This window comes from Phenylobacterium sp., assembly GCF_041916435.1.
Lineage (GTDB): Bacteria > Pseudomonadota > Alphaproteobacteria > Caulobacterales > Caulobacteraceae > Phenylobacterium.
The window spans coordinates 251808-278806 of record NZ_JAYRZM010000002.1; the positions used below are offsets into that span (position 1 = coordinate 251808).

Annotated in this window: 24 protein-coding genes; 11 read left to right on the forward strand and 13 right to left on the reverse strand. The window is 72.2% G+C overall.

The features are described 5' to 3' along the window. Nucleotides 1-160: 160 nt before the first annotated feature. On the forward strand, nucleotides 161-646 hold the full coding sequence (locus ACE3TA_RS06115) for a PAS domain-containing protein (RefSeq protein WP_374571589.1): 486 nt from the start codon (nucleotides 161-163) through the stop codon (nucleotides 644-646). A 34-nt stretch (nucleotides 647-680) separates the two neighbouring features. Here ACE3TA_RS06115 and ACE3TA_RS06120 read toward each other — a convergent pair whose 3' ends face one another. Together ACE3TA_RS06120 and ACE3TA_RS06125 are read right to left on the reverse strand one after the other, a co-directional pair. Continuing rightward, complete coding sequence (locus ACE3TA_RS06120; protein WP_374571591.1) at nucleotides 681-1103, reverse strand: SufE family protein; 423 nt, start codon at nucleotides 1101-1103, stop codon at nucleotides 681-683. A gap of 47 nt (nucleotides 1104-1150) precedes the next feature. Further along, nucleotides 1151-1915, reverse strand: a complete 765-nt coding sequence (locus ACE3TA_RS06125; protein WP_374571593.1) for a sensor histidine kinase — start codon at nucleotides 1913-1915, stop codon at nucleotides 1151-1153. 246 nt (nucleotides 1916-2161) lie between these two features. Between ACE3TA_RS06125 and ACE3TA_RS06130 the strand changes: the two genes are divergently transcribed. After that, nucleotides 2162-3778 carry a sensor histidine kinase gene (locus ACE3TA_RS06130; RefSeq protein ID WP_374571595.1) on the forward strand — a complete coding sequence of 539 codons (1617 nt, stop codon included), beginning with the start codon at nucleotides 2162-2164 and terminating at the stop codon, nucleotides 3776-3778. A 24-nt stretch (nucleotides 3779-3802) separates the two neighbouring features. Here ACE3TA_RS06130 and ACE3TA_RS06135 read toward each other — a convergent pair whose 3' ends face one another. Further along, entirely contained in the window at nucleotides 3803-4669 is an 867-nt protein-coding gene (locus tag ACE3TA_RS06135) for a hypothetical protein (protein WP_374571597.1), read from the reverse strand. Between the two features lie 129 nt (nucleotides 4670-4798). Between ACE3TA_RS06135 and ACE3TA_RS06140 the strand changes: the two genes are divergently transcribed. From ACE3TA_RS06140 to ACE3TA_RS06170, 7 genes are all read left to right on the forward strand, one after another. After that, nucleotides 4799-5131, forward strand: a complete 333-nt coding sequence (locus ACE3TA_RS06140; protein ID WP_374571599.1) for a DUF1491 family protein — start codon at nucleotides 4799-4801, stop codon at nucleotides 5129-5131. Nucleotides 5132-5224: 93 nt separating this feature from the next. Next, entirely contained in the window at nucleotides 5225-5605 is a 381-nt protein-coding gene (locus ACE3TA_RS06145) for a hypothetical protein (protein WP_374571601.1), read from the forward strand. Between the two features lie 49 nt (nucleotides 5606-5654). Then, nucleotides 5655-7253, forward strand: a complete 1599-nt coding sequence (locus ACE3TA_RS06150) for a peptide chain release factor 3 (protein ID WP_374571603.1) — start codon at nucleotides 5655-5657, stop codon at nucleotides 7251-7253. A 2-nt stretch (nucleotides 7254-7255) separates the two neighbouring features. Continuing rightward, nucleotides 7256-8170, forward strand: a complete 915-nt coding sequence (locus tag ACE3TA_RS06155) for a class I SAM-dependent methyltransferase (protein WP_374571604.1) — start codon at nucleotides 7256-7258, stop codon at nucleotides 8168-8170. Next, nucleotides 8167-8910 (forward strand): pseudouridine synthase, encoded by a 744-nt coding sequence (locus ACE3TA_RS06160; protein WP_374571606.1) that lies wholly within the window; start codon nucleotides 8167-8169, stop codon nucleotides 8908-8910. Before ACE3TA_RS06155 ends, ACE3TA_RS06160 begins: the two co-directional genes overlap by 4 nt. A gap of 196 nt (nucleotides 8911-9106) precedes the next feature. Beyond that, complete coding sequence (locus ACE3TA_RS06165; protein WP_374571608.1) at nucleotides 9107-10486, forward strand: hypothetical protein; 1380 nt, start codon at nucleotides 9107-9109, stop codon at nucleotides 10484-10486. A gap of 53 nt (nucleotides 10487-10539) precedes the next feature. Further along, complete coding sequence (locus ACE3TA_RS06170) at nucleotides 10540-11262, forward strand: hypothetical protein (RefSeq protein ID WP_374571610.1); 723 nt, start codon at nucleotides 10540-10542, stop codon at nucleotides 11260-11262. Here ACE3TA_RS06170 and ACE3TA_RS06175 read toward each other — a convergent pair. From ACE3TA_RS06175 to ACE3TA_RS06210, 8 genes are all read right to left on the reverse strand, one after another. After that, nucleotides 11259-12353, reverse strand: a complete 1095-nt coding sequence (locus ACE3TA_RS06175; protein ID WP_374571612.1) for a DUF2336 domain-containing protein — start codon at nucleotides 12351-12353, stop codon at nucleotides 11259-11261. The two genes, ACE3TA_RS06170 and ACE3TA_RS06175, sit on opposite strands and share 4 nt — an antisense overlap. Before the next feature lie 10 nt (nucleotides 12354-12363). Beyond that, nucleotides 12364-13065, reverse strand: a complete 702-nt coding sequence (locus tag ACE3TA_RS06180; RefSeq protein WP_374571614.1) for a hypothetical protein — start codon at nucleotides 13063-13065, stop codon at nucleotides 12364-12366. Between the two features lie 34 nt (nucleotides 13066-13099). Then, nucleotides 13100-13858 (reverse strand): ABC transporter permease, encoded by a 759-nt coding sequence (locus tag ACE3TA_RS06185; protein WP_374572392.1) that lies wholly within the window; start codon nucleotides 13856-13858, stop codon nucleotides 13100-13102. Nucleotides 13859-13863: 5 nt separating this feature from the next. Continuing rightward, nucleotides 13864-14610, reverse strand: a complete 747-nt coding sequence (locus ACE3TA_RS06190; protein WP_374571616.1) for an ABC transporter ATP-binding protein — start codon at nucleotides 14608-14610, stop codon at nucleotides 13864-13866. Next, on the reverse strand, nucleotides 14607-15611 hold the full coding sequence (locus ACE3TA_RS06195; protein ID WP_374571618.1) for an ABC transporter substrate-binding protein: 1005 nt from the start codon (nucleotides 15609-15611) through the stop codon (nucleotides 14607-14609). The genes ACE3TA_RS06190 and ACE3TA_RS06195 overlap by 4 nt, the downstream gene beginning before the upstream one ends. Before the next feature lie 73 nt (nucleotides 15612-15684). Next, nucleotides 15685-17760: an ATP-binding protein gene (locus ACE3TA_RS06200; protein ID WP_374571620.1), complete on the reverse strand. Its 2076-nt coding sequence runs from the start codon at nucleotides 17758-17760 to the stop codon at nucleotides 15685-15687. A 522-nt stretch (nucleotides 17761-18282) separates the two neighbouring features. Next, nucleotides 18283-20082 (reverse strand): ABC-F family ATP-binding cassette domain-containing protein, encoded by a 1800-nt coding sequence (locus ACE3TA_RS06205; RefSeq protein ID WP_374571622.1) that lies wholly within the window; start codon nucleotides 20080-20082, stop codon nucleotides 18283-18285. Between the two features lie 49 nt (nucleotides 20083-20131). Next, a complete protein-coding gene (locus ACE3TA_RS06210; RefSeq protein WP_374571624.1) occupies nucleotides 20132-22204 on the reverse strand; it encodes a transglycosylase domain-containing protein in 2073 nt (690 codons plus the stop codon). A 50-nt stretch (nucleotides 22205-22254) separates the two neighbouring features. Here ACE3TA_RS06210 and ACE3TA_RS06215 point away from each other — a divergent pair, with 50 nt between their 5' ends. Continuing rightward, nucleotides 22255-22719 carry a YcgN family cysteine cluster protein gene (locus ACE3TA_RS06215; protein WP_374571626.1) on the forward strand — a complete coding sequence of 155 codons (465 nt, stop codon included), beginning with the start codon at nucleotides 22255-22257 and terminating at the stop codon, nucleotides 22717-22719. 10 nt (nucleotides 22720-22729) lie between these two features. Here ACE3TA_RS06215 and ACE3TA_RS06220 read toward each other — a convergent pair whose 3' ends face one another. Together ACE3TA_RS06220 and ACE3TA_RS06225 are read right to left on the reverse strand one after the other, a co-directional pair. Next, nucleotides 22730-23260: a hypothetical protein gene (locus ACE3TA_RS06220; protein WP_374571628.1), complete on the reverse strand. Its 531-nt coding sequence runs from the start codon at nucleotides 23258-23260 to the stop codon at nucleotides 22730-22732. Nucleotides 23261-23292: 32 nt separating this feature from the next. Continuing rightward, nucleotides 23293-23958: a hypothetical protein gene (locus ACE3TA_RS06225; RefSeq protein ID WP_374571630.1), complete on the reverse strand. Its 666-nt coding sequence runs from the start codon at nucleotides 23956-23958 to the stop codon at nucleotides 23293-23295. Between the two features lie 310 nt (nucleotides 23959-24268). On the opposite strand from ACE3TA_RS06225, the gene ACE3TA_RS06230 reads away from it, so the two are divergent. Beyond that, a complete protein-coding gene (locus ACE3TA_RS06230) occupies nucleotides 24269-26998 on the forward strand; it encodes a winged helix-turn-helix domain-containing protein (protein WP_374571632.1) in 2730 nt (909 codons plus the stop codon). Nucleotide 26999 lies beyond the last annotated feature (1 nt).

Consider the following 26999-nt stretch of genomic DNA (forward strand, 5'->3'; position numbering starts at 1 on the left):
CCCTTTCGTGGAACGCCCGCCGTCTGGCGGGCGTTTTGCTTTTCGACGAGTCGTTAACCGTTTTCTTTGTCGCAGCAGCCGTTTGGCCCTTGCCGCAGATTCGCGGATCAGGCGATAAGTGATTCGGGCAGTTTTTAGGGGTTGTTTAGGGACTCTATACATGGCGGCGCAGATCGGAGCCTCGGCGGCGGCCGCCCGCGCGCATGAGGAACTTTTCAGCTACTGGTCATCGTTGAAGCATGGCTCGCGTCTGCCTGGCCGCTGCGACATCGATCCTGGTGATTTCAAACGGCTTTTGCCGACTGTCAGCCTGATCGACGTGACGCGCGAGCCCCTGGATTTCAGGATGCGCCTGGCCGGCACGGGCCTTTACGGCGTCTATGGGCGCGAGATCACCGGCCGCACCCTCGACGAGGTCTACAACTCCGGCGCCGCCGACTACTGGCGCAAGGAGCTGACCAAGGTGATCGAGACCCGCAAACCCTCGGTCGGCATGCACAACCTCGCCTGGCGCGGGGCGGGGCACCTGTCGGTCCTGTGGCTGCGCCTGCCGCTGGCCACCAACGGCCAGGACGTGGACATGATCCTCGGCTACGACGCCGTCGTCGGGCTGCACGGCGCGGTCAGCGGCATCCGCGCCGCCTGAATCCAGAACCTGAAGCCAGACCTGAAACCGGAAATCAGGCCGCCAGGGCGTCGGCGTCGCGCCGGATGCGCGTGGCCATGGCCGCCAGCCCGTTGGAGCGCTGCGAGGAAAGCGCGCCCGATAGGCCGAGCTGGTCGAACGCGGCCTTGACGTCGAAGCCCAGGATCTCGTCCGGCGTGCGCCCGGAGAACAGCCGAAGCAGGATGGCGATCAGGCCGCGGACGATGTGGGCGTCGGAATCGCCGCGAAAGCGGATCGTCCCGTCGGCCTGGGGCTCGGTCACCAGCCACACCTGGCTGGCGCAGCCGCGCACCTTGTTGGCGTCGGACCGCTCGGCGTCGGTGAGCGGCTCGAGCTCGCGGCCAAGCTCGATCACATAGCGGTAGCGTTCCTCCCAGTCGCCGAGCAGGTCGAATTCGGCGGAGAGGTCTTGCAGGGCGTCGTCGATCTTGGACATGGGCGGTCCGCACTTAAGGGGCGCGGGGGCCAGGCGCAACCGCGCCGTCAGCCGAGCGGCAGGCGGGCCACGGCCTTCAGCCCGCCGCCGGGCGCTTCGTCCAGGCGCAGGCTCCCGCCCATGGCCTGGCAGAGCAGGTCGACGATCGGCAGGCCCAGGCCCGCGCCCTCGGTGCGCCGCACCAAGGCGTTCTCGCCCTGCTCGAAGGGGCGAATCAGCCGCGCGGCCTCGGCCGGGGCGATCCCTTCGCCCTGGTCGACGACGGCGATGTCGACGAAGCGGCCGTCGGCCGCGGCCTCGATCCGCACCTCCGCGCCGTCGGGGCTGAAGATGACGGCGTTGTGGATCAGGTTGGTGAGCACGGTGCGCAGGCCCCTGGCGTCGGCCGTCACCACCGGCAGGGCGCCGCGGCCGGCGACGGTGATCCGGGTGCGGTGGGCCTCGATATCCTCGTGCAGCCCGTCCAGCGCGTCGTCCACCGCATGGTCCAGCGCCTCGGGCCGCAGGTCCAGGTCGGCGGCGTTGGCCTCGAGCCGGACGATCTCGAGGATCTGATTCACCAGATTGAGCAGTCTCTGGCCGCTGGCGCGGATGATTCCCGCATATTCTTTGTACTGCGGCGCGCCTACCGGGCCGCACAGTTCCGAAGCGATGATTTCCGAGAAGCCCAGGATCGAATTGAGCGGAGTGCGCAGTTCATGGCTGACCATGCGCAGGAACGACCGCATGCTTTCGTCGAGCGCGGGGACGCGCGCGTCGGGCGCGGGCTTCTCGGCCTTGATCGGGGGCGCGAGGTGAGCCGCCTGGGGCATTGGGCGCGGGCCTTCATCAACCGGGACGGCGAGCCTGGGCGATCGCGCTTACAATTTGGTTTCGAGGCGCGGGAAGAGGCGCCGGCGGACGGTCGCGCGTCGGGCGAGCGATCTCGCGCCGCCGCCGGCGCGCCGATAAGCTCCGAGCTTTCGGAACGAGACCTCATTTCGAATCGATTGACCCAGACCTCCGACCAAGGCCGACCGCGCAAGACCTCGCCGTTTCCCATTCGCGGCCGCCCTGAATTGTTCTGGTGGCATGTCGGCTGGCTGGCGGCGGTGGGCGTCGGCGCGCGGCTGCTGCTGTTTCCCGAATCGGGCGCGACCCGGCTGGACATCGCCGCGCTGGTGGTGGGGGCGATCCCGGCGCTCTATGGCCTGGTGGCCATGCAGGCGCGCCACAACTTCGACCGCGCCCTGGCCATCGGCGTGTGGAGCGTGGGCGGGGCGGCCGCGGCCCTGCTGACCGGCGGGGTGGCCGGCCCCCTGGCGGTCTGGTGCCTGGCCCCGATCGCGGCGGCGGCGGCCATGGCGAGCGTGAACCTGCTGGCGTTCGGCGCGGCCGCCTCGCTGGTCGCGGTGGGCGTCTGCGCCCTGGCCGCGCCGCTGCTGGGGCTTTCGCCCACCAAGGCGGCGGCCGCCTATTGGCTGGGCCTTCTGTCGCTGTCGACCACGGCGGCCGGCCTCGGGATCGGCCTGGTGACCCTGCAGCGGTCCATCTCCGACGGCGACCGCCGCCGCGACGCCTCCGAGGCGCGCCTGCGCAGCCTGCTGGCCGACCAGCCGCACCTGCTGGTCTGGATGGAGGCCGGTCGCCAGGTGACCGGCGTCTACGGCCACGCGCCGCCCGGCGTGGCGGCCAGCGGCCTGGTCGACCGGGCGCTGGCCCAGGTGGCCGCCCCGGCCGAGCGGCCGGTGGTGGAGGAAGCCCTGCGCCGGGCGATGGACCAGGGCCACGCCGAGGTGTGCTTCGCCCCGGCGGGCGCGCCGGACGCCTGGCTGGTGGCCGCGATCCGCAAGGTGGGCGACAAGCAGCTCGTCGCCGCCATCCGCGACGGGGCGCCCGAGCGCGTGCGCGAGGCCGAGCTGATCGCCGCGCGCGACGAGGCCGAGGCGCAGAACGCGGGCAAGTCGCGGTTCCTGGCCAACATGAGCCACGAGCTGCGCACGCCGCTGAACGCCATCATGGGCTTCTCCGACATCATGCGCACCCAGCTCTTCGGGCCGATGCCGGAGAAGTACGGCGAGTACGCCGAGCTGATCCACGAGTCCGGGGCGCACCTGCTGGAGCTGATCAACGACGTGCTCGACATGTCGAAGATCGAGGCCGAGCGCTTCGAGCTGGCCCTGGAGGAGTTCGACGCGCGGGACGCGGTGAGCGCGGTGCTGCGCCTGATGCGCGGCCAGGCCGACCGGGCGGGCGTGAACCTGCGCGGCGTGCTGCCGCGCGAGCCGATCGAGGCGATCGCCGACCGCCGCGCGCTGAAGCAGATCTCGCTGAACCTGATCTCCAACGCCCTGAAGTTCACGCCCAAGGACGGCTCGGTCACCGTGACCCTGCAGCCGAGGGACGATGCGCTGGAGCTGGTGGTGGCCGACACCGGCGTCGGCATCGCCCCGGAGGACCTGGAGCGCATCGGCCGGCCCTACGAACAGGCGGGCGACTACGGCAAGCGGGCGACCGGCACGGGGCTGGGCCTGTCGCTGGTGCGCGCCTTCGCCCAGCTCCACGGCGGCGACATGTCCATCGAAAGCACCCTCGGCGAAGGTACGACGGTGACCGTGCGCATGCCGGTCCTGATCCCCGAGGCGGTGGAGGACGTCACGCGCGACAGCGCCGGGCCCGGCGGCGGCGTCGGCTAGGGGCGCGGGCGCGGGCGCGGCGTCCTAGCGCGTGATCAGCAGGAAGGCGCGGCCGGCGGCGAAGTCGCCCACTTCCACATAGGCCCGCCGCACTTCGTCGCGGTCGCCGGCGAAGACGAAGTCCACCGCCACCGCCTCGCGCGGGTCGAGCCGGGCGATCTCGGCGGCGGCCTCGGCCGGGAAGCGGAAGGCCCACCCGCCGGACGCGCCCTTGGGCAACAGGTCGGTCCCCGCCGAGCTGCGCGCCTCGGCGGAATAGACCTTCAGCGCAGCGGGCGGCAGGCGCTTGGCCAGGGCCGGGCGGCGCTTGGGATCGTGTTCGCGGGTGTCGAGGTAGGGGCCGGTGGTGCGCGAGACGTCGCGCATGACCAGGCGCGCGGCGTAGGGCTCCTGGCCGTCGGCGAAGATCCCCACCGCCATCAGGGCGTCGCCGCCGGCCCGGCCGGCCAGGCCGAACACCATCTTGTCCCAGCCGAAGGGCACGGTCTGGGCCAGGCGCCAGCGGGCGGCGCGGCCGGTGCCGCGGTCGGCCTGCCAGCTTGAGATTTCGCCCGGATAGTCCATCCGCAGCAGCCGCGCATAGCCGGCGAAGGCGGTCTTCACCCGCTCGGCGGCGGTGGTGATGTCGGCCGAATCGCAGGGCGCGGCGTCGGCCTTGGCGCGGGCGCGCCGGGCCACCGCGTCCAGGTCCTCCTCGCTGACGCCGCTGCGCAGGGACGCGCCGTGCGCCTGGACCCGCGCGGCCGTCAGCGCCGCGGCCACCTGCGGCTCGAAGAGCTCGCAGCGCGCGTTGGCGGCGGTCATCACCGTGCGCTCGTAGAACAGGTCGACCGGCCCGGCCATGGCCAGCGCGGGCGCCGCCAGGACGGCCGCGCCGATCAATCGCCCCATCCATCGAGCCGCCGGCCCCGTTGTTCGGGCGCTCGTCATGCTCAAGTCTTTTCTCGTATGGTCCAAGGACCGGGGCGTGATGCTAGAACCCCGGCGTTTCCGTCCGGTTATCGAAAGGCCTGCCCGCGCATGATGCTGTCGACCGACATCTGGGTGGCCGCCCTGATCCGCCGGGTCGAGCTGGGCGGCGGCTTCGCCGTGGTCGTGCGCAAGGGCGACGCGCGGGCCGGCGCGGTGCTGGTCAAGGTGCTCGACCGGCGCGACGGCAGCGCCCGGCTCTACGCCGAGGCCACGCGCGGCGACGGCGAGCAGGTCTGGATGCAGCCTAAGGGCTCGATCGACGAGCCGGACCTGGACGCCTACATCGAGCGCGCCGCGCGCTTCGATCCCGACGTCTGGGTCGTCGAGATCGACGACAAGGAAGGCCGCCACTTCCTGACCGAGCCGGTGGAACAGGGTTAGCCGGCGATTCACCGCCTTCGTGAACCCGGCCGAAATCCTGACCCGCCATGATCATGCTCGTTCCCCGAAACAACGTGAGCGTGTAGCCGGCCGATGCTTTTCCTGCTGAACGACGTGGTGCTGGACCTTGATCGGCTTCATCTGGCCCCGCGACACACCGCAGAGGGGTTCCGCGCCCTGGGCGTCAACGACGTCACGCGCATGGGCCAGGAGCTTTACGCCGAGCGGCCGCTGCTGCACGCCACGCACCGCGACCGCGCCATGCGGCTGGCGTCGCTGATCATGGCCAAGGCGCCGACCATCAACGCGGCCCTGTTCGTCGCCCCCGACTTCGGCTGCGCGCCGCACGAGGTGAGCGTGCGCTACATGACGATCGGGCCGCACGTGATGGCCCAGCTTCTCTATCGCCAGAGCAAGGGCGCGCTCGACCTGCAGGCCGCCGACCGCGAGGTGTGGCGCCGTCTGGCCGCCTGACCGGCTTTCGCCGTTTGCCACGGCGCGCGCCCCAGGGTATCGCGCGCCAATGAGCACTTCCCCCGCCGCCGAGGCCGCGCGCCGGCGCACCTTCGCCATCATCTCCCACCCCGACGCGGGCAAGACGACGCTGACGGAGAACCTGCTGCTGGCCGGCGGGGCGATCCGCGCGGCCGGGGCGGTGCGCGCGCGGGGCGAGAACCGGCGCACCCGTTCGGACTGGATGAAGATCGAGCGCGAACGCGGCATCTCGGTGTCGGCCAGCGTGATGACGTTCGACCACGACGGGCTGATGTTCAACCTCTTGGACACCCCGGGCCACGAGGACTTCTCCGAAGACACCTACCGCACGCTGACGGCCGCGGACGCGGCGGTGATGGTGCTGGACGCGGCCAAGGGGATCGAGCCGCAGACCCTGAAGCTGTTCGAGGTGTGCCGCCTGCGCGACATCCCGATCGTCACCTTCATCAACAAGATGGACCGCGAGGCGCAGGACCCCTTCGCCCTCCTGGACGAGATCGCCGCCAAGCTGGCGCTGGACCCGGCGCCGCTCTACTGGCCGGCGGGCTCGGGCGGACGCTTCAAGGGCATGCTCGACCTGCGCAAGGACCAGTTCCTGCCGTTCGCCAAGAAGAGCTCCGACGACGAGGAAGGCCATCCCGCGCCGGTGGCTTTCAGAGGCAACGCCGTCGTCAGCTACCTGGACCCGGACGAGCAGGGCGAGCTGGAGGAGGGCTCCATGCTGGTGCAGGAAGCCTCCAAGCCGTTCGATCCCCAGTCGTTCCTGGAAGGGCACATGACGCCGGTGTTCTTCGGCTCGGCCCTGCGCCACTTCGGCGTGGACCAGTTGCTGGACGGGCTGGGCGCCTACGCCCCGCCGCCCAAGGCCGTGCCGGCCACCCGCGCCGGCGAGCCCACCCACGTGGCGCCGGGCGATCCGGAAGTGTCCGGCTTCGTCTTCAAGGTCCAGGCGAACATGGACCCCAACCACCGCGACCGCATCGCCTTCCTGCGGCTCTGCTCGGGCCGGTTCTCGCGCGGCATGAAGCTGAAGGTGCAGAACACCGGCCGCCAGCTTTCGGTGAACGCGCCGATCATGTTCTTCGCCTCCGACCGCGAGCTGGCCGAGGAGGCCTTCGCCGGCGACGTGATCGGCATTCCGAACCACGGGGTGCTGCGGGTGGGCGACAGCCTGTCGGAAAGCGGCGCCCTGCGCTTCGCCGGCCTGCCCAACTTCGCCCCGGAAATCCTGCAGCGGGTGCGGGTGAAGGATCCGCTGAAGGCCAAGCACCTGAAGAAGGCGCTGGAGGGCCTGGCCGAGGAGGGGGTGACCCAGCTCTTCCGGCCCGACATCGGCTCGGACTTCATCGTCGGCGCGGTGGGCCAACTGCAGTTCGAGGTGATGGCCGATCGCCTGGCCAACGAATACCAGCTTGAGGTGATCTTCGAGCCCAGTCCCTACGCCGAGGCCCGCTGGATCGTCGGCGAGCGCGCCGACCTGGAGGACTTCGCCAACAAGCACAAGACCGCGATGGCCACCGACATCGACAATCAGCCCGTGTTCCTGGCCAAGTCGGCCTGGGAGATCGGCTATGTCGGCGAGCGCTACGCCAACGTCGCCTTCGAGCGGACCAAGGAGCGGGCGTAGGCGTGGCGGCGGCGACGCACGGCCTCTACGGCAAGCCGCCGCCGGAGCTGGCGCTGGCGCCGGCGGGCGCGGTCCAGTGCTCGCCGCTGGTCGCCGGCGCGGCGGCGATCGAGAGCTTCGCCGATCGGAGCCTGGAGAGCTTCACCCTCTTGGCGCCGCCCGGCGCGGTGGAGCGGCGCTATGTGCTGGCCCAGGCGCTGCGGGCGCTGAAGCCTGGCGGGCGCCTCACCGCCCTGGCGCCCAAGGACAAGGGCGGCTCGCGGCTGAAGAAGGAGCTGGAGGCGTTCGGCTGCCAAACGGCCGAGACCGCCAAGCGGCATCACCGCATCTGCATGGTCGTCCGGCCGCAGGCGCCGCAGGGCCTGGAGGCGGCGATCGCCGAGGGCGCGCCCCGGCTGCATCCGAAGCTGGGGCTCTGGACCCAGCCCGGCGTCTTCAGTTGGGACCGGCTCGATCCGGGCACGGCGCTCCTGGTGAAGCATCTGCCGGCGCTGGAAGGGGCGGGGGCGGACCTGGGGGCGGGGATCGGCGTGCTGGCCCATGCGGTGCTGGCCTCGCCGCGGGTGAGCGCCCTGACCCTGGTGGAGCTGGACGCCCGCGCCGTGGAGGCCGCCCGCCGCAACGTCGACGATCCGCGCGCCAGGATCGTGCAGGCCGACGTGCGGGGCCTGGGCGAGACCCTCTCGGGCCTGGACTTCGTGGTGATGAACCCGCCGTTCCATGACGGGGGGCGGGAGGACAAGGCGCTGGGCCAGGCGTTCATCGGCGTGGCGGCCGGCGCGCTGCGCAAGGGCGGGACCCTCTGGCTCGTGGCCAACCGGCATTTGCCCTACGAGGCCGTGCTCGGCGAGGCCTTCGCCCAGACTAGGCTGGTCGCCGAGGCGGAGGGCTTCAAGGTCTACGAGGCGCGGCGATGAGCAAGGCGCCGACGGCCCGGCTGGACCGGCTGCTCGCCAACCTGGGCTACGGCTCGCGGCGCGAGGTGACCGGCCTGGTGCGGGCCGGGCAGGTCGTGCTGGACGGGGCGACGGTGAAGGACGCCGGGGCCAGGATCGCGGTCACGCCCGACCTGCCCGAGCGGATGAGCGTGGCCGGCGCGCCGGTGGACCCGCCCGCGCCGCTGACCCTGATCATGCACAAGCCGCTCGGCGTGGTCTGCTCGCACAAGGAGGCCGGGCGCAGCGTCTACGAGCTGTTGCCGAGCCGCTGGCGCGCGCGCATGCCGGGGCTCTCGACCATCGGCCGGCTGGACAAGGACACGTCCGGCCTGCTGCTGATCACCGACGACGGGCCGCTGCTGCACCGGGTGATCTCGCCCAGGAACCATGTGCCCAAGCGCTATCTGGCCACGCTCGAGCGGCCTCTGCGCGGCGACGAGGCGGCGGTGTTCGCCTCGGGCGAGCTGATGCTGGAGGGCGAGACCGAGCCCCTGGCGCCGGCGGCGCTGGAGCCGCTGTCGCCGACGACGGCCCTGCTGACCATCACCGAGGGGCGCTATCACCAGGTGCGGCGCATGTTCGCCGCCGTGGACAACCACGTGAGCGCCCTGCATCGCGACCGCATCGGCGGCCTGAAGCTGCCCGCCGACCTGGCCGCCGGCGAGTGGCGCCGGCTCAGCGAAGTAGAACTTGGCCTGATATTTGCAATTCAGAGTTGATCGGCGCGCCGGTGAGCTCAACTCGGAGGCAGGGGCGTTAACCCTTTGCAAGTCCCGGGCCAGTCGCCGATCAATTTTAAGTAAAAGGTTAATGACTTGTTAAAGCCGGCGGCTCCGGCTTTGCTATGTCCCTGGGGAGCCAGCGCGGAACGTCCCGCGCTGGGACGGTAACCATCGGCCTCGGGGGCGGTCATTGATGTTCGAGTTTGGCAGAGAGCTTCGCAAGCTGTTCGGAGCGGACGGATTTCGTCCGGTCCAGGACGGTTTGACCGGCGGCGACGCCGCGCTTCTGGAGCTTCTCGACCTGCGTCTCCTGCAGAGTGAAGGCAAGGCGGCCGATGTCGCCGCCGGGCGCATCAGCGCCAAGGACAAGGCCCAGCGTCTTCTCGAGGCCGCCATCGTCTGGCGCGAGATCGCCCGCCGCAGCGGGGACTCGGCGCCGCTGCGCAAGGCCGCCGCCATCGCCGAGGCCGCCGCCACCGCCTTCGACCGCAACCGCCGCCCCGACGGCTGGGCCCGCGCCCGTTGCGAACAGGCCTTCTGCGCCATGCTGGGCGCCGAGCATTTCGGCGACGACGGACTGAACGCGGCGGCCGAGATCGCCTTCCGCGAGGCCCGCGCCGCCGCCCGCGGCGGACTGGCCGCCCCCCTGGCCGACGTGGGCTTGGCCGCGGTGGAGGGACGCCGGCGCCTGGCCGTGGGCGACGCCCAGGCCGCACGGGTGGTCTCCGCCCGCTTCGCCGCGCCGATCATCGCCCTGCAGGCCCTGGTGCGCCGCTGCAAGGGCGCGCGGCTGCTGGTGGCCGAGGCGCGGGTGATCCGCGCCGACCTTTTGGCCGGATGGGGCGCGCGGCTGCGCGACCGCGACCTCCTGCGAATGGCGCTGGACGAGGCCGGCGCGGCGCTGGACAGCCTGGACGAAACCTACGAGCCGCTCACCTGCGCTCGGGTGACGGTGCTGCGCGGCCAGATCCTGGCCCTCCTGGGCGAAACCACCGGCGAGGTCGAGGCGATCGCCGACGGCGTGCAGACCATCGCCGGGGTGATCGACGAGCTTTCGCGCGACCACAGCCCGCTCGACTGGGCCAAGAGCCAGATGGCCCTGGCCCAGGCGCTGCAGGCGCTGGGCGACGCCACCGCCAGCGAGCGGGCCTATGAGCAGGCGGTCACCTGCTACGACCGCGCCGGACACGTGTTCAAGTCCGCCCCGTCCCTGTCGCTGCGCGCGATGGCGGCCAGCAACCGCGCGCTTTGCCTGGCGCGCTCGGCCGAGCTCACCGGCGATCTGGGCGTGCTCGACGCGGCCGAGGCGGCGTTCAAGATGGAGCTGGCCAGCCTGCGCGCCCGCCACGACCCGGTGGGATGGGCGCTGGCCCAGGTGAACCTGGCGCGGGTCTACGAGGCGCGGGTGGAGATCACCGGCAAGGACCGGGGCGAGCGCGCCGCCGCCGCCGTGGCCCTGACCGCGGCCTTCGACATCTTCGCCGAGGAAGGCCTACGCTCCTTCAGCCTGATCGCCATCGAAGGGCTTGAGCGCCTGCGCGGCGCAATGCCGACGCCGCGCACCGCCGTCTGAGCCGGGAAGGCCGTTCTTCCGATCCCGGCGCGCCCGTGCGAGGCTGCGCGTCCATGCAAGCAGCCGATCCGATGAAGGGGTTCGCCGCGGCGGTCCTGGCGCTGGGCCTGATCGCGACGCCGATGGCCGCGCGGGCCGCGGATCGCAACGCGGTGCTGTCGAACATTCCCTGGCGCGCGGCGCCCGCCTACGACCAGGTGGTCGCGGCCTATCCGCCGAGGGCCGCCAAGGCCGGGCTCGGCGGGCGTGCGAGGCTGAAGTGCCGTTTCGGCGACGACGGCTGGATCAAGGGCTGCCGGACGATCGACGAGGCCCCCAAGGGCCTGGGCTTCGCCAGCGCCGCGCAAAGCCTGGCGGGCCTGTTCCAGGGACCGGCCGAAGGCTCGGACGGCGGCTCGATCAGCGGCGCCTACACCGAAATCCCGTTCAGCTTCACGCCGGACATGCTCGATCCGGCCAAGCGGCCCACCGGCAAGGCGACCTGGGTGGCGCTGCCGGACGTCGAGGCGTTCCGGGCCGGCTTTCCCGCCGCGGCCATGCAGGCCGGCGTGGGCGTGGCGCGTGTGGTGCTGCGCTGCACGGCCGGCGCGGGCGGGGCGCTGGAAGGCTGCGCGGTGGAGAGCGAGGAGCCCGCCGGCCTGGGCTTCGGCGACGCCGCTCTCAAGCTCAGCGGCCGCTTCAGGCTGAACGCCTGGTCGGCCGAGGGCCTGCCGGTGATCGGCGCGGTGGTGCGGGTTCCGCTGCGCTACGACGCCGGCGCGCCGCCCGCCGACTAGGCCGCCGCCGCGCCCGACTGACGGCGCAGGCGCCAGAAGCGGATGGTGCGCTGGGCGGCTTCCATGGGCAGGGCCTCGTAGAGGTCGCCATACTCGCGGGCGCGGGCCATCGCGTTGACGTCGCGGTCCAGGATCAGCACGGCGAACGTCAGGTAGAGCGAGCGGTCGAAGCCGGCCGCCTTGCAGACGATCGACAGGGCGTCGAGCTCGCGCCGCTCCAGGATGCGCCGAGCGGTGTGGAAGTCGATGTCGGCCAGCTCGGCCAGGGCCACCAGGAACTTGGTGGTCTCGCGGTTGCGCAGGAAGGCGGCGAGCACGGCCGGCGTGATCGCCCGCTTGGCGCGCAGCAGGCGCACCTCCTTCTCGGCCTGGGCGTAGTCGGCCGGCAGGGCGCCGTCGCGGGCGGCCATCTTCTTGCGGCCGGCGGCCAGCGCCGCGTCCAGCTCGGCCGGATCGACCTCGCTGTTGCGCTTGAGGATCTTGTCGCGAAGCTGAGCCTCGACCTGGAAGTACATCTCGTTGAGCAGGTCGATGGGCAGGCTCTGGCGGCCGATCACCGCCTCGTGCAGGTCGGGGTCTTCGGCGGCGCGGTCGACGACGGCTTCCTGCGTCTCGCGCGACATGGCCGCGCCTTCGTTGCGCAGGAGCAGGTTCAGCGTCTGGTTGTCGCCGCGCTCGACGATGGCCTCGGACAGGGCCTCCGACACGGTCGGGCGCTGGGAGATGGCGCGCAGGTGCTCCTGGCCGCGGGTGCGGGCCACGATGATCAGGTCGTCCTCGGAGAGCGCCTTGGACGAGGTCAGCACCGGCTTGGCCACGGCGATCGAGGCGTCGCGGGCCAGGTCGCGCAGCAGGCCCTGGGGCGCGGCGTCCGAGGCGGCCAGGCGCTCGGCGAGCTCGGCGCGGACGGCCTCCTCCATCTCGCCGGCGAGCTGGCTCATCACGTCGTCGTAGAGCTGCATCTCGACGCCGCTGGGCTTCTCGTCGTTGGCGAAGAACAGATCCGTGACCCCGCGCAGCAGTTCGCGGCGGCGCTCGCTGGACGGCTCCTGGGCGAGTTCGATCAGGTCGTGAAGCTTGCTGCGTTCCATGCCTGTCATCTCAGAACAGACGGTCCGTTGCGTCGGCCCGCTGGTCGGCGTCTTTCGCCGAGTTGGAATCGGAATCGGGCGCCGTGGCCTCGTCGGACGGGCCGATCAGCACATAGTGGTCGCCCTTGGGCGTGGGCGGCAGCGGATCGGGCGTGAGGCCGTACTCGCGAGCCACCGAATAGAAACGAACGGGCACGCCGCCGCCGGCGCCGGCCATGGGCGAGGCCGCGGCCACGCGGACGGGCGCCGCCGCCGGTTGGGCGGGCTGGACCTGGGCGGCCGCGACCGGGGCGGCGGAGGCGGGCTCGGGCCGCGCCGCCTGGACCGGGGCGGCCGGGGCCGGCGCGGGGCTGTCGTAGAGACTGGCGGGGACAGGCGCCTGGCGGGCGGGCGCGGGACGCGGGGCCGGTTCGATCTCGCCCAGGGTGTAGGCGCGCGGGTCGGTCGCGGCGGGGCGCTGCGGCGCGGGCGCGGCGAGTGGGGCGGAAACGGGCGCCGGCGCGGCGGCGGGCGCCGGCTCCACCTTGCTGGCCCAGCTCAGCATGCGCGAGCCGTAGGTCAGGGTGTCGGCCGCCGAGGCCGTGAGCATGGGGGCTTGCGCCGGCGCGCGCGCAGGCGTGCGCACCGGCCCGTAGCGGTCGGGCGCGGTCTGGGCCGCGGCGCTCGTGGCGCACGCCAGGCAGGTTATCAATGCAAGCCCCATACGCATCATGGGGGAGCGTTACATGGCGGCGCTTAATCGCCCGCTAACGCCCGCGCCACCAGCGAAGGCCGGCCTTCTCCAGACGGTCGAGCCCGGCGTTCAGCCCCGCGCCCAGCACCCCCAGCACCACCAGGGCGGCGAACATGCGCGCGGTCTGCAAACGGTTGCCAGCCTCGAGAATCCGCCAGGCCAGGCCCTGGGCGCCGCCGGAGCCGGCGACGAACTCGGCCACCACCGCGCCGATCACCGCCAGGCCGGCTGCGACCTTGTGTCCCTCCAGGAGGAACGGCACGGCCGAGGGCAACCGAAGGCGCGTCAGCCGCTGCACGCGGGTCGCGCCATAGAGGTCGAACAGCCGCTCCAGGTCCGGGTCGGCCGCCTTCAGGCCGGTGAGCGCGCCCGAGAAGATCGGGAAGAAGGCGACCACCGCCGCCAGGGCGATAATCGCGCGCTGGGGATGGTCGATCCCGGCCCAGATCACCACCAGGGGCGCGATGGCCACCACGGGGGTGACCTGCAGCACCACGGCGAGGGGGCGCACGGCCCGCTCGGCGGCGGGGCTTAGGGCGACGCCGAGCGCCAGCGCCTGGGCCGACAGGCTGGCGACGACGAGGGCGGCGAGCGCCATGGCGAGCGTGTTCCAGGCCGAGGCGATCAGGCCCGGCGCGTCCGCCGCCAGGGCGACGGCGATGGCCGAGGGCGCCGGCAGGAAATAGGCCGGCACCTGCAGCAGGCGGCAGGCGGCCTCCCAGACGGCCAGCAGGAGCGCCACCAGCACGAGGGGCGCGGCGATGGCGGCCAGGCGCTTCACGCGGCCGGCTCCATGGCGCTCTCCAGGGTGTTGGAGACGATCTCCACCGTGCGGCGGAACGGCTCGCTGGCGCGATAGCCGTGCGGGCGGGGCAGGGGACCTTCGACCGGGATGTCGCCGGCCATGAGGCCGGGGCCGCGGGTCATCACCACCACGCGCGAGGCCATGTAGACCGCCTCCTCCACGTTGTGGGTGACGAAGACGATGGCCGGGCGGCTGTCCGCCCACAGCGCCAGCACGTCGTCGGCGAGGGCGCGGCGGGTGATCTCGTCGAGGGCGGCGAACGGCTCGTCCAGCAAGAGCAGGCGCGGCTGGGTGACCAGGGCGCGGGCCAGGGAGACGCGCATGGCCATGCCGCCGGAAAGCTGGGCGGGGCGGGCGGCCTCGTGCCCGGAAAGGCCGACGCGGGACAGGGCCTGGACCGCGCGGGCGCGGGCCTCGGCCTTGGGGGTTCCGGCCAGCTCCAGCGGCAGGGCGGCGTTGGCGGCGGCCGACAGCCAGGGCGCGAGCGTCGGCGCCTGGAACACCACCGAGGTCTCGCCGCGGCCGGGGGTGCGGCGGACGCCGCCGCGCGCGGGCGCCTCCAGCCCGGCGAGCAGGCGAAGGGCGGTGGACTTGCCGCAGCCGCTGGGGCCCACCAGCGAGACGATCTCGCCCGGCGCCAGGGCCAGGCTGAACGGGCCCAGCGCGCGGCCGCGCCCGGGATAGTCGACCTCGACGGCGTCGAGCGAGGCGACGCTCACTGGGCCGCCTGGCCCACGAACTGGAGGGTGTAGGCGCTCTTCGGGTCCAGGGTCTTGGGATAGACCCCCTGGCTCTTGGCCATGTCGGCGAATTCGGTCCAGCGCGCGTCGGTCATCACGCCGATCCCGCCCTTGATGGCGTCGCCGCCATCGACAATGGCGTAAGACTTCAGCTTCTCGCGGGCCTGGTCGAGGACATCCTGGGCCATCTCCGGATTGTCCTTGCGGATCAGGGCGTTCCCCGGCGACGGGTCGCCGTCGAGATAGGACTTCCAGCCCGCGGCCGTGGCCTCGACGAAGGCCTTCACCGCCGCCGGGTTCTTCTGGATCAGGCTGTCGGGCGCCAGGATCATGGTGGCGTAGCCGGGGTAGCCCTCGTCGGCCAGCAGGAAGACCTTGGGCGTGAAGTGCGCCTCCTTCTCGATGGTGTAGGGCTCGGAGGTGACGTAGCCCTGCTGGGCCACGCGCTTGTCGGCCAGGAACGGCGCCGAATTGAAGGTGTACTTGCGGATCTGACTGTCGGTGAAGCCGTACTTGGCCTTCAGCCACACCCAGAAGGCGGTGACCGAGGCGTCGGAGAGCAGGATCGGGTGGCCCTTCAGGTCGGCGATCGAATTGATCTCCTTGACCGGGTGGGCGATCAGCACCTGCGGGTCCTTCTGGAACTCGGCGGCGACGGCCTTCACCGGCACGCCTTCCTGGGCCAGGTTCATGACGATGAAGCTGTTGGAGCCCATGCCCATCTCCACCGCGCCGGAGGCGATGAGCTGGGGCACGTTCACGCCGGGGCCGCCCTGGACGATCTGCACGTCCAGCCCGCGCTTGGCGTACTCGCCCGTGGCCAGCGCCTGATAGAAGCCGCCCTGCTCGGCCTGGGCGCGCCAGTCGGTGGCGAAGCGGATGGTGGTGCGCGCCGGCTGCGGCGCGGCTTCCTTCTTGGCCGGCGAACAGGCGGCGACCAGCATGGCCAGCGCGAGGGCTAGGGGACGAAGGGCTTTCATGCGGGCTCCCGGACTCGAACGGGCCGAACCCTAGAATGCAATCGGCCCAGGTGGGAGCGTCAATTCGCGCCGGTCAGGCCGCTCGCCGTCCGCCGTCGGCGCCGCGGCCGGCCCAGCGCGACAGGATGGCGTGCAGCGCCTCGATCTTGATCGGCTTGGCGGCCACGTCGACCATGCCGGCGCGCCGGCACTGCTCGGCCGTCTCGGGCATCACGTCGGCGGACAGGGCGATGATCGGCGTCAGCGCCGCCTCGCCGCCCAGGGCGCGGATCGCGCGGGCGGCCTGCCAGCCGTCCATGTGCGGCATGTGCAGGTCCATCAGGATCACGTCGAATTCGGCCGCCTGGGCCGCCTCGATGGCCTCTTCGCCGCTCTCGGCCAGGAAGGTCTCGCAGCCCAGGATCGCCAGGATGGTGGCGCCCAGCTCGCGGTTCATCGGATGGTCGTCGACCAGCAGCACGCGCAGGCCGCCGGTCTCGTCCGGCGCGACGTCGGCGGCGTCCTGGACGGCGGCCTCGGCCGCCGGCGCCGGAATCTCGAACCAGAAGCGCGAGCCGGCGCCGGGCGCGCTGGACACGCCGATCTGGCCGCCCATGCGCTCGGTCAGGCCCTTGCAGATCGCCAGGCCCAGGCCGGTGCCGCCATAGGCGCGGCTGACCGAGCTGTCGGCCTGGGAGAAGCGCTTGAACAGCCGGTCGAGCTTGTCGGGGGCGACGCCGACGCCGGTGTCGATCACCGAGAAGGCGAGGCGGCTCGCGCCCTCCAGCACCTCGAGCCTCAGGCGCACCTCGCCGACGTTGGTGAACTTGACCGCGTTGGAGAGCAGGTTGAGCAGGATCTGGCGCACGCGCAGGTCGTCGAACAGCACGGCCCGGTCAGCGTCGCCGTGGATCTCCAGCTCCAGGGCCAGCCCCTTGGCGCGGGCGGAGTCGGCGACGATCGCCAGCGCCGCGCGGGCCGCCTCGCGCGGGATGCAGGGCTGGGGCTGCAGGTCGATCTCGCCGGCCTCCATCTTGGAGAAGTCGAGGATGTCGTTGACCACGGTCAGCAGCGAGGCGCCGGCCTGGTCGATCAGGGTGAGCTGGGCGCGCGCCTCGACGGGCAGGTCGCCGCGCCGCAGGAGCACCTCGGTGAAGCCCAGGATGCTGTTCATCGGCGTGCGGATCTCGTGGCTCATGGTCGCCAGGAACTCGGCCTTGGCGCGACCGGCCGCAGTGGCGCGCATCTGCGCCTTGCGCGCCAGGGCGCTGCGGTTGACCCACAGGCGCTTGAGGCGGGCCTGGTCGCTCAGGGCCATGGCGGTGGCGAGCGAGGTCAGGAAGATGGTGCCGATCAGGAGCTGGCCCACCCGCATGCGCTGGGCGATAGTCCAGGCCGGGTTGAAGCCTTCGCCCGGCGAGAGCGCGACGAAGGCGACCGTCAGGAACGTCATCATCAGCATGGCGTAGCCGGAGCCGCGCGGGCCCAGCCGGAACGCGGCCACCAGGGTGGCGGGGAACAGCAGGAAGTGCAGGGGCAGGCCCTTGACGCTGAAGGCGGCCGCCGTGACCAGGGCCAGGGCAAGATAGATCAGCGCATGCTCCCAGAGCGGCCGGCGGAAGGCCTGGGAGGTGTTGCGGGCCAGCAGCAGGGCGGGCAGCACCAGGGCCATGCCCAGCAGGTCGGAGAGGAACCACGACGGGAAGGTCATCATGAAGGGCCGGTCGATCACCACCCGTTCGATGACCGCCGCCTCCGTCGCCGAGACTATCGAGGCCGGCAGGATGGCGAAGGCCAGCAGCCGCGCCACGCGCGCGAAGTTGGTCAGGCGCACGGTCTGGCCGCAGACCTTGCGCGCGAGCACGGCGGTGACGAGGGCCTCGCCCAGGTTCACCAGGGCCAGCGCCACGCTGAGCACGGGATTGCCGTGATCGACCACGTCCAGCCCGATCTGGCCGGCGACGCAGGCGACCACCGTGGCCAGCGCCCAGGCCCGCGGCAGCAGCAGCATGGCCGCCACCATGAAGGCGTTGGCCGCCCAGATCGGCGAGGCGCCGTCCGCCTCCACGTTCAGAGCTACGCCGACCTTGGCGCTGACGACGGATGCGATGGTCAGGGCGGCGGCGATGGCGAGCCGGCGGCCGACTGTCGAGCGATTGGACTGCGCCATGGCTACTCCGAACGATGTCGCGGAATAACCTAAGCAATGGAAGATTTTCGTTAATGGCGCGGCCCGGCGCCCCGGCGGCGATCCCGCCCATAGCAAGAGGGCGGCGCCTCGGTCGCCCGGAGCGTCGCCCTCTCATCCAGATCCGTTGGGGGGATCTGCGCCGGAAAGGTCGAGGGCGACTTCGATTGCGGGAAGCCCCGCTGGTTTCCGTCGTTCCCCGGTGTCCGTTGGAGGAAGGTCCCTGGGTCGCCCCAGCTTCCAACTCCACCGAACCGCTTGCGGCCACTCCAGGGAGCCAGTTTCCCGGCCCGTGGGCGCCGCAGTTCCTCTCGGCCCCTTGACGTTGCTCCCCAGCCGTCTATGAAGCAAGCGCCCAGCTTAGCCGCCATGTGCGCGAACCGGCGGATCGCGGTGGACGGCCTGTGGACCGCTTGGGGACGCCGGCGAAAACCCCCAGGAAATTCAGCCGATAAGGTTATCCACAGGAAACGCGTCCGCGCGTGGCGCCTCGCCGAACGCCGGTCAACGGCCGGCTTCGAGGGCCTCGCGGCGCTCCTCCAGGGCCAGCCATTCCTCCTCGCCGTCGGACAATTGCGTACGGGCGGCCTCCAGCGCCTGGCTGACGCGCTCGAAGCGGGCCGGATCGCGGGCGTAGAGGGCAGGATCCGCCAGCTCGGCCTCCAGGGCGGTGATCCGGCCGGGCAGCTCGGCGATCAGGGCGTCGAGCTCGGCGAGGCGCCGCTGGTCCTTGTAGGAGAGCTTGGAGGGCTTGGACGCCGGGGCGGCGGCGGGGTGCTCGGCCCGCGGCTTGGGCGCGGGCGCCTGGATGACCGGGCGGAAGAAGCCGGGGTTCTGCGAGACGAAGTCCTGCCAGCCGCCGGGGGTCTCGACCACGTCGCCCTTGCCGTTCAGGGCGATGGTGGAGGTGGCCAGGCGGTCGACGAAGTCGCGGTCGTGGCTGACCAGGATCAGCGTGCCCTCATAGTCGGCCAGGAGGTCCTCCAACAGGTCGAGGGTGTCCATGTCCAGGTCGTTGGTGGGCTCGTCGAGCACCATCAGGTTGGCGGGCGTGGCCAGGGCTCGGGCCAGCAGCAGGCGGTTGCGCTCCCCGCCGGAGAGGCTGCGCACCGGCTGGCGGATCTGGGCGTCGGTGAACAGGAACTCCTTGGCGTAGGCCGCCACGTGCTTGGGCTGGCCGCGCACCAGCACCTGGTCGCCGCCCAGGGGCGTCAGCACGTCCTTCAGGGTCATGTCGGGTTTCAGGTCGGCCCGCGTCTGGTCGATGTAGGCGATCTCCAGGTTCACCCCGAGCTTGACCTCGCCGGCGTCGGGCTCGAGCTCGCCCAGCAGCAGCCTGACCAGGGTGGTCTTGCCCGCGCCGTTGGGACCGACGATGGCCACCCGGTCGCCGCGCAGGATGCGGGTGGAGAAGTCCTTGACGATCGTCCGCTCGCCGAAGGCCTTGGAGAGGTGCTTCACCTCAACGACCCGCTGGCCGGACAGGCCCGAGGAGGCCAGCCCCATGGACATCGAGCCGCGCGCCTCGCGCAGCCGCTCGGCCTTGGCTTGGCGCATGTCGATCAGCCGGCGGCGGCGGCCCTCGTTGCGCGCGCGCCGGGCGGTGACGCCGCGGGCCATCCAGTGCTGCTCGCGCTCGATGGCCTTGTCGAGCCGGCGGGCCTCTTCGGCCTCGGCGGTCATGATCCGCTCGGCCCAGTCATCGAAGGCGGAAAAGCCCTTGTCCAGGCGGCGCACCCGGCGGTGCTCCAGCCAGAACGAGCGGTTGGTGACGCGCTCCAGGAACGCCCGGTCGTGGCTGACAATCAGCATGGCCGCGCCGCAGGCGGCGATCTGATCCTCCAGGGTCTCGATGGCCAGGATGTCCAGGTGGTTGGTCGGCTCGTCGAGCAGCAGGACGTCGGGCGCTTCGGCGAAGGCGCGGGCCAGCGCCGCGCGGCGGGTCTCGCCGCCGGAGAGGCCCTGGGCCGGCTTGGCGGGGTCCAGGCCGAAGGCCTGCAGCGCGGCCTCGGCCTCGTGCCGCGCCGCGCCGCCGGCCGCGGCGTGGTCCAGCAGGGTTTCACCCGTGATCTCGGGCTCCTGGCGCACGAAGGCGATGCGGGCGCCGGGCGTGATCGTGCGCTCGCCGGCGTCGGCCTCGATCTCGCCGGCCAGGACGCGCAGGAGGGTGGACTTGCCCGCGCCGTTGCGGCCGACCAGGCAGGCGCGGGCCCTGGGCTCCAGCGCCAGGTCCACGCCGTCGAACAGCATCCGCGGCCCATCCGCCAGGCGGACGTCCTTCAGGGCGAGAATGGGAGGTCTCATCGGGCGAGGGACATAGCGGGCGGGGCGGCGCGATCAAGCCCCGGCGAAATCAGAACGGCGGATCGCGCGGCGGCGACGCCGCCTCGGCCGCCGGCGCGGGCGCGGATTCGGCGGCGGCCTGGCTGGCGGGCGGGGCGTTCATCGAGGCCGTGCGGGCGAACTCGGCGGCCAGCGAGCCGTAGAAGGCGTTGCGCGGATCCGGCGCCGGCTGGCCGGGTTCGGCGACCGGCGAGATCCAGTCGAAGTCGCGGATCGGCAGGTCCTGGTGGGCGACGATCATGAACCGCCGCCAGATCTCGGCGGGCAGGGCGCCGCCGGTGACCTTGTTCATCGGCCGGTCGTCGTCGTTGCCGACCCAGACGGCCGCGACCACGTCGGGGGTGAAGCCGACGAACCAGGCGTCGCGCCAGTTCTGGCTGGTGCCGGTCTTGCCCGCGGCCGGCCGGCCGAAGGCGGCGTGGGTTCCGGTGCCGGAGGTGATCACCTTCTCCATCATGCGCACCATCTGGCCGGCGTGGGCGACGTCGTAGGCCGGGGCGGCGGCGGTGGGCGGGCGCACGTAGAGCGGCCGGCCGTCCAGGGTGCGCACGTCCTCGACGATCCAGGGCGCGATGCGCCCGCCGCCGTCCTGGAACACCTGGAAGCCGCCGGCCATCTCCAGCACGCTGACCTCGTAGGCGCCGAGGGCCACCGACAGGTCGGGGCTGTCCGGCAGGCCGGTGAAGCCGAAGCGCCGCGCGAGCTGGCCGATGGCGCTCGGGCCGGCCTCGCGGGCGAGCTTGACCGCCACGGTGTTGATCGAGCGGGCCAGGGCCGTCTGCACCGTCACCGGGCCGCGATAGCCGCCGCCGTAGTTCTTGGGCGACCAGGCGCCGATGCGTACGGGCCCGTCCACGCGCACGTCGGTCGGGAGCACGCCCTTCTCCAGGGCCGCGGCGTAGATGAACGGCTTGAAGGACGAGCCGGGCTGGCGGCGGGCCTGGACCGCGCGGTTGTAGGGGGTCTCGTCGTAGTCGGTTCCGCCGACCATGGCGCGCACGCCGCCGTCCGCGCCCAGGGCCACCAGGGCGGCCTGGCCGGCGCCGGCGGCGGGCCCGTCCTCGGCCAGGGTCTGGCGCACGATGCGGGCGGCTTGGCGCTGCAGGGCCGGATCGAGGGACAGGCGCACCTGCACGTCCGGCGCGTTGGGGCCGACCAGGCGCAGGACCTCGGCGGTGGCGTAGTCCAGGGCGTAGCCGAAGTCGGCGATGTCCTGGCGCGCGGCGGGCGAGAGCTGCGGCGGGTTCGCCAGGGCCTCGGCCTCCTGCGCCGGGGTGATCCAGGCGTTGCGGCGCATCTCGGCCAGGATCAGGCGCGAGCGGGCCAGGGCGCCGGCCATGTTGCGCGTGGGCGCCAGGCGAGAGGGCGCCTTGGGCAGGGCGGCGAGGACGGCGGCCTCGCCGAGGGTGAGGCGGGTGGCGGGCTTGCCGAAATAGGCCCGCGCCGCCCCGTCGATCCCGTAGGTGTCGGCGCCGAAGTAGACGCGGTTGAGATAGAGCTCGAGCACCTCGTCCTTGCTGAGCACGTGCTCGAGCCGGGCGGCCAGCACCGCCTCCTGCAGCTTGCGCTTCAGGGTCTGCTCGGGGGTCAGGAACAGGCTCTTGGCGAGCTGCTGGGCGATGGTCGAGCCGCCCTGGACGACCTGGCCCGTGCGCCAGTTGATCCAGGCGGCGCGGGCGATGGCGCGCAGGTCCACCGGTCCGTGCTGGTAGAACCGCCGGTCCTCGGCCGCCAGGAAGGCGAGGGGAACCGCCTCGGGCAGGTCGGCCAGGCGCACCCGCTCGCCGTAGCGCGGCCCTCGCGCGGCGATCACCTGGCCGGCGCGGTCGAGGAACTTGATCGCCGGGGCGCGCCCGGCCGCGTAGAGCGCCTCGCGGGGCGGCAGCCTGGGGGTGTCGCGCAGGTAGGCCAGCCAGATCGCCAGGGAAAAGCCGAGCGCCAGGACGACCAGCACGGCTGCGCCCGCCCCCAGGGCCGCGCGCAGCCGCACGGTCCGGGGCGCGGCGCGGGCCGGCGCCGGCGGCGCGGTGCGGGGCTTGGCCCGGCCGAACGGACGGGCGCTTGGTCTGGGCGGTTCGGTCAAGTGCGTGGGTTGTGGCGACGCGGAGCGATTGGGTTTAGGACGCGCGGGCCATGCCGACGAGACCTTTCTGGGAGACCAAGCGCCTCGAGCAGATGACCGTGCGCGAGTGGGAGAGCCTCTGCGACGGATGCGGGCTCTGCTGCCTGATCCGGTTCGAGGACGAGGAGACCGGCGAGGTGATCCCCACGCGGGTGCATTGCCGCCTGTTCGATCCGGACACCTGCCGGTGCAGCAACTACGCCGAGCGCAAGCGCTACGTGCCCGATTGCATCAAGCTGACGCCGCACAACATCGAGGCGCTGGAATGGATGCCCAAGAGCTGCGCCTACCGGCGCCTGCACGAGGGACTGGGCCTGCCCTCGTGGCACCCGCTGGTGACGGGCGATCCGGAGAGCGTGCACGAGGCCGGCGTCTCGGTGCGCGGGCAGACGATCTCGGAGGCCTGCCTGGAAGATCCCGAGGACGCCCTGGACTTCAGCGCCTGGGATCTTCTGGAGGACAAGAGCGACCTGTGAGCCGCCGCGCCTACTCGACCGGGCGGGCCATCGACAGGGGCGCGAAGACGAACTGCCGCTTGGCCGCGTTCCAGACCAGCGAGCGCTTGCAAGCCTTCCAGTCGGAGAACGGCAGGTTGATCGCGTTCTTCTGGCCGCAGGCCTCGCCGGAGACCATCAGCCAGACCTCGGTCTTGCCGGCCTTGGTCACGATTTCGGCGTCGTAGACGGCGTTCTCATAGGCTTTCGCGGCGGTCCCGCCGGGGCCGCCGGCGAAGATCTCCACGTCCGCGCCGAACTGGCCCGCGCCCATGGCGGACGCGGCCCCTTCGCAACTGTAGGCGCCGACATTGACCAGGTAGTCGGGCAGGCCGTCGCCGTTGAGGTCGGCGACCTTGACCAGGTTCGGCGCGGCGGTCGGCGCGCCGCCATATTCGCGGCAGCTCTTGTTCAACTCGGCGACATAGGCCTGGACCGCCGCGGGCAGGCGCGGGGCGGGGGCCGCCGAGGCCGCGCCTGCCGAGGCGAGGACGGCGGCGAGGACGAGCGGAATGGTGCGCATGTGCAAGCTTCCCTGCTTCGATGGTCGACGGTTCAGGCGGCGGTGAGCTGAGTCAGCTTGGCGACGGGCACGGCCTCGAGCTGGGCGCGCATGCCGCTAACGTCCGGGCCCTGGATGAAGGCCTTGGCGCGCTGCTTGCCGATCATGCGCGCGACCAGCATCCCCACCCACATGCCGACGAACAGCATCACGAAGGCGACGAGCGGCGAGGCCTTGCCGCCCCAGTGCATGACCAGCGGAAGCACGAAGCCGATCGCGGAGCCGGCGAGCATCGACACCATGGTGGGCCGGCACAGCCGGCCGATCACGTCCTCGTCGAATTCCATGTCGCGGCTGGAGTGGTTGTAGGCGGCGATGTAGGGGCCCTTGTCCTTGCCCTCCTTGATCGCCCAGATCAGCGTCAGGCCGTTGCCGGCGCGGCAGCGCACGTCGAAATCGACCAGCTCGGCGGCGTGCTCCACGCCGTCCTCGCCGAGGATGAAGATCTTGGTGAAGCGGGTGGTCGTCGAGGTGATGCGGATGGCGCGGGTGCTCGAGGCCCCGGTGCCCTGGTAGCTGAAGCCGCCGCCGCCGCCGCCGCTGCCGGTCACTTCGGTCTCGGAGCGGGTGTTGGTGTCCATCACCTTGCCGCTGACGCTATGGAGACCATAGGTCTTGCCGTTGAACTGGACCTTCTTGTCGCCATTCAGGATGTACATGCGATCCCCCATGCCAGGGGCGCCCACGCGCCCATGCCATGGATCAGAGGCCGCGACCGGCGCAGGCGTCCTCACGGCGGGCTCAAGAAGTTCTCAAGAACGGGCGGGCGTTCGCGCGCCGGGCGATTTTGGCGGTTGCAGCGTCGACAAGCGGGACCGTGCTTCGCATTATCCCCGCGGGCGTCCTGGGTTCCGCCTGTTCGCGGCCGGCGAGGCGCTCGCCGGATTGGTGTTTGGCCGGATTGGCGTCTGGCCGAATTTGGTGTCTGCCAAGCGGGGGCGTTGAGCGTTGAGCGGATCTCGCCGATCCATGTCTGGCGAACGCAACGCCGGACGCCGCGTCTGGCGTTTCGCCGGTTGCGAGTTCGACGAAAGCCGCTGGCGGCTGACGGTCGGCGGCGAGGCCGTGGACCTGGAGATCAAGCCGCTCGAACTGCTCCTGGAGCTGCTGAGCCATGCCGGCGAGGTGGTCTCGAAGGACGAGCTGATGGAGGCGGTGTGGCCGTCGACCATCGTCGTCGAGGGCTCGCTGACCACGGCCATCTCCAAGCTGCGCAAGGCGCTGGGCGACGCCGACCAGCAGATCGTGCAGACCGCGCCGCGCATCGGCTACCGCCTGGCGGCCGAGGTCGAGACCAGCCTGGCGCCGCCCAGCGCCCCGCCCGAGCTGGAGCTGAAGGCCGGCCAGTCGCCGCCGGGCCGGCCGCAGTGGCGGCTGACGCGCCGGCTGGGCGCCTCGCGGGCCAACGAGGTGTGGCTGGCCGAGCACGAGAAGACCGGCGAGCCCAGGGTGTTCAAGTTCGCCTTCGGCCCGGCGTTCCTGCGTCGGCTCAAGCGCGAGGCGACGCTGTCGCGGCTCCTGCGGGCGAGCCTCGGTGAGCGCGACGACCTGGCTCCGGTGCTGGAGTGGAACTTCGAGACCCAGCCGTTCTTCCTGGAGATCGCCTACCGCGGCCAGGACCTGCCGGGCTGGGCCGAGGAGCACGGGGGCCTGTCGGCCCTGCCGCTGGAGACGCGCCTGGAGCTGGCGGTGCAGATCTGCGAGACGGTGGCGGCCGCGCACAGCGTGGGCGTGCTGCACCGGGACCTGAAGCCGGCCAACGTGCTGGCCGCGCCGGTGCCGGAGGGCCACTGGCGCACGGTGGTGGTCGACTTCGGCGACGCGAGCCTGGTCGAACCGGAGCTGCTGGACGCCTTCCGCATCACCCGCCTCGGCTTCGGCGAGACGCTGGAGCCCGGCTCGGCGGCCACGGCGGGCGGCACCTTGCCCTATCTGGCGCCGGAGGTGCTGGCCGGCGCCGCGCCCAGCACCGGCTCGGACATCTTCGCCCTGGGCGTCATGCTCTACCAGCTCGTGGCGGGCGACTTCTCCAAGCCGCTCGCGGCCGGCTGGGAGGCCGAGGTCGCCGATCCCCTGCTGCGAGAGGACATCGCCCTGGCGGCGTCGGGCGATCCGGCCCGGCGGCTGGGCGCGGCGGCCGAGCTCGCCCATCGGCTGAAGACCCTGGAGGCCCGCCGCGCCGAGGCCGAGGTGCGGGCCCACGCCGCCGAGCGGGCCGAGGCCCTGGAGCGGCAACTGGTGCGCGCCCGCGCCCGCCGGCCCTGGGTCGCCGCGGCCGTCGCGCTGCTGGCGGTGGGGATGACGGCGAGCGGGGTTCTCTTCCTGCAGGCCCGCCGCGACCGGGACATCGCCCGGCGGCAGACCGCCATCGCCCAGGCGGTGAACAGCTTCCTGGCCAACGACCTGCTGGCCCGCACCAGTCCGTTCCGCAGCGGGGCGGCCGAGGAGACGCTGGTGAGCGCGGTCAAGCAGGCCTCGCCGCAGATCGACCGCCGCTTCGCCGAAGAGCCGCAGGTGGCCGCCGAGCTGCACCTGACGATCGCCCACGCCCTGGACCGGCGCAACGACTGGGCCGGCGCCCGCGCCGAATACGGCCAGGCGGCCAAGCTCTGGCGCGCCGCCGCCGGGCCGGCCTCGCAGGACCTGCGCATCGTGCGCCTGCAGGAGGCGATGATGGAGGCCCGCTCCTATGGCGACGGCAGCCTGGCGCGGGCCAGGGCGATCATCGCCGAGGAGGCGCCGGCGATCGCCGCCCTGAAGGCGCCGCGGCCGGAGCTGGCGGTCTGGCTGGCGTCGGCCGAGGGCATGGCGGCCCTGGTGGGCGACGACATCGAGGGCGCGGCCAAGGGCTTCGGCGCGGCCGCCCGCGCCGCCGACGCGCGGCCGGACCTGTTCGACCTGGGCCAGCGCCTGACCTTCCGCCAGCGCCTGGCCTTCACCAACATCCGCCTGGGCAAGGGCCAGGAGGCCGAGCGGCTGTTCCGCCAACTCGCCCGCGACTACGCCGCCCTTGAGGGGCCGGACAGCGGCGACGTCCTTATGGTGCGCATGAACCTGGTGCAGGCGCTGATGGTGCAGGCCAAGCACGCCGAGGCGGTGGCCGAGGCGAACGCGCTCTATCCCAAGCTGGCCGCCACCCTGGGCGCGGACAACGAGATGACCCTGCAGCTTCTGGCCACGCGCGCCCAGTCCGAAGGGGCGCTGGAGCGCTGGGACGCGGCCATCGCCGACACCCGGGCGGTGCATGAGGCCGCCGTGGCCAAGCAGGGGCCGGTGTCGTTCTTCGCGGTGGCGTCGCAGGCCGACATGGCCACCTCGCAATGCCACGCCGGACGGCTCGCCGAGGGGCTGAAGAGCGCCGAGGCCGCCTATGCGAGCGCGCGCCGGGGCTTCGCCGGCGCCGCCCTGGAGCAGGGGGTGGCCTACGCCGTCGCCGACTGCCTGATCCTGGCCCGGCGCTACGACGAGGCGGACGGCAAGCTGCGGGGCATCGACCCCGTCGCCGTCGCGCAACTGGCCGCCGATCCCGACTGGGGGGCGAACCTGAACCTGGCGCACGCGGAGATCGACATGGCCCGGGGCGATCGCGACGGCGCCAGGCGCGAGCTGAACGCCGCCGCCCCGGTCTTCGCCAAGTCCACGGCGGACGCCTTCCAGGCGCGGCGATACAAGGCGCTCAAGGCCGCCCTGGGCGACTAGG

What these genes read in the sequence shown, in the direction of transcription:
- ACE3TA_RS06175 (WP_374571612.1), bottom strand. Translation starts at nt 12,353, where the DNA reads ATGGAACGCAGCAAGCTTCACGACCTGATCGAACTCGCCCAGGAGCCG.
- ACE3TA_RS06125 (WP_374571593.1), bottom strand. Translation starts at nt 1,915, where the DNA reads ATGCCCCAGGCGGCTCACCTCGCGCCCCCGATCAAGGCCGAGAAGCCC.
- ACE3TA_RS06180 (WP_374571614.1), bottom strand. Translation starts at nt 13,065, where the DNA reads ATGATGCGTATGGGGCTTGCATTGATAACCTGCCTGGCGTGCGCCACG.
- ACE3TA_RS06205 (WP_374571622.1), bottom strand. Translation starts at nt 20,082, where the DNA reads ATGAGACCTCCCATTCTCGCCCTGAAGGACGTCCGCCTGGCGGATGGG.
- ACE3TA_RS06215 (WP_374571626.1), top strand. Translation starts at nt 22,255, where the DNA reads ATGCCGACGAGACCTTTCTGGGAGACCAAGCGCCTCGAGCAGATGACC.
- ACE3TA_RS06200 (WP_374571620.1), bottom strand. Translation starts at nt 17,760, where the DNA reads ATGGCGCAGTCCAATCGCTCGACAGTCGGCCGCCGGCTCGCCATCGCC.
- ACE3TA_RS06120 (WP_374571591.1), bottom strand. Translation starts at nt 1,103, where the DNA reads ATGTCCAAGATCGACGACGCCCTGCAAGACCTCTCCGCCGAATTCGAC.
- ACE3TA_RS06145 (WP_374571601.1), top strand. Translation starts at nt 5,225, where the DNA reads ATGCTTTTCCTGCTGAACGACGTGGTGCTGGACCTTGATCGGCTTCAT.
- ACE3TA_RS06150 (WP_374571603.1), top strand. Translation starts at nt 5,655, where the DNA reads ATGAGCACTTCCCCCGCCGCCGAGGCCGCGCGCCGGCGCACCTTCGCC.
- ACE3TA_RS06195 (WP_374571618.1), bottom strand. Translation starts at nt 15,611, where the DNA reads ATGAAAGCCCTTCGTCCCCTAGCCCTCGCGCTGGCCATGCTGGTCGCC.
- ACE3TA_RS06165 (WP_374571608.1), top strand. Translation starts at nt 9,107, where the DNA reads ATGTTCGAGTTTGGCAGAGAGCTTCGCAAGCTGTTCGGAGCGGACGGA.
- ACE3TA_RS06140 (WP_374571599.1), top strand. Translation starts at nt 4,799, where the DNA reads ATGATGCTGTCGACCGACATCTGGGTGGCCGCCCTGATCCGCCGGGTC.
- ACE3TA_RS06230 (WP_374571632.1), top strand. Translation starts at nt 24,269, where the DNA reads ATGTCTGGCGAACGCAACGCCGGACGCCGCGTCTGGCGTTTCGCCGGT.
- ACE3TA_RS06115 (WP_374571589.1), top strand. Translation starts at nt 161, where the DNA reads ATGGCGGCGCAGATCGGAGCCTCGGCGGCGGCCGCCCGCGCGCATGAG.
- ACE3TA_RS06220 (WP_374571628.1), bottom strand. Translation starts at nt 23,260, where the DNA reads ATGCGCACCATTCCGCTCGTCCTCGCCGCCGTCCTCGCCTCGGCAGGC.
- ACE3TA_RS06160 (WP_374571606.1), top strand. Translation starts at nt 8,167, where the DNA reads ATGAGCAAGGCGCCGACGGCCCGGCTGGACCGGCTGCTCGCCAACCTG.
- ACE3TA_RS06225 (WP_374571630.1), bottom strand. Translation starts at nt 23,958, where the DNA reads ATGTACATCCTGAATGGCGACAAGAAGGTCCAGTTCAACGGCAAGACC.
- ACE3TA_RS06135 (WP_374571597.1), bottom strand. Translation starts at nt 4,669, where the DNA reads ATGGGGCGATTGATCGGCGCGGCCGTCCTGGCGGCGCCCGCGCTGGCC.
- ACE3TA_RS06170 (WP_374571610.1), top strand. Translation starts at nt 10,540, where the DNA reads ATGCAAGCAGCCGATCCGATGAAGGGGTTCGCCGCGGCGGTCCTGGCG.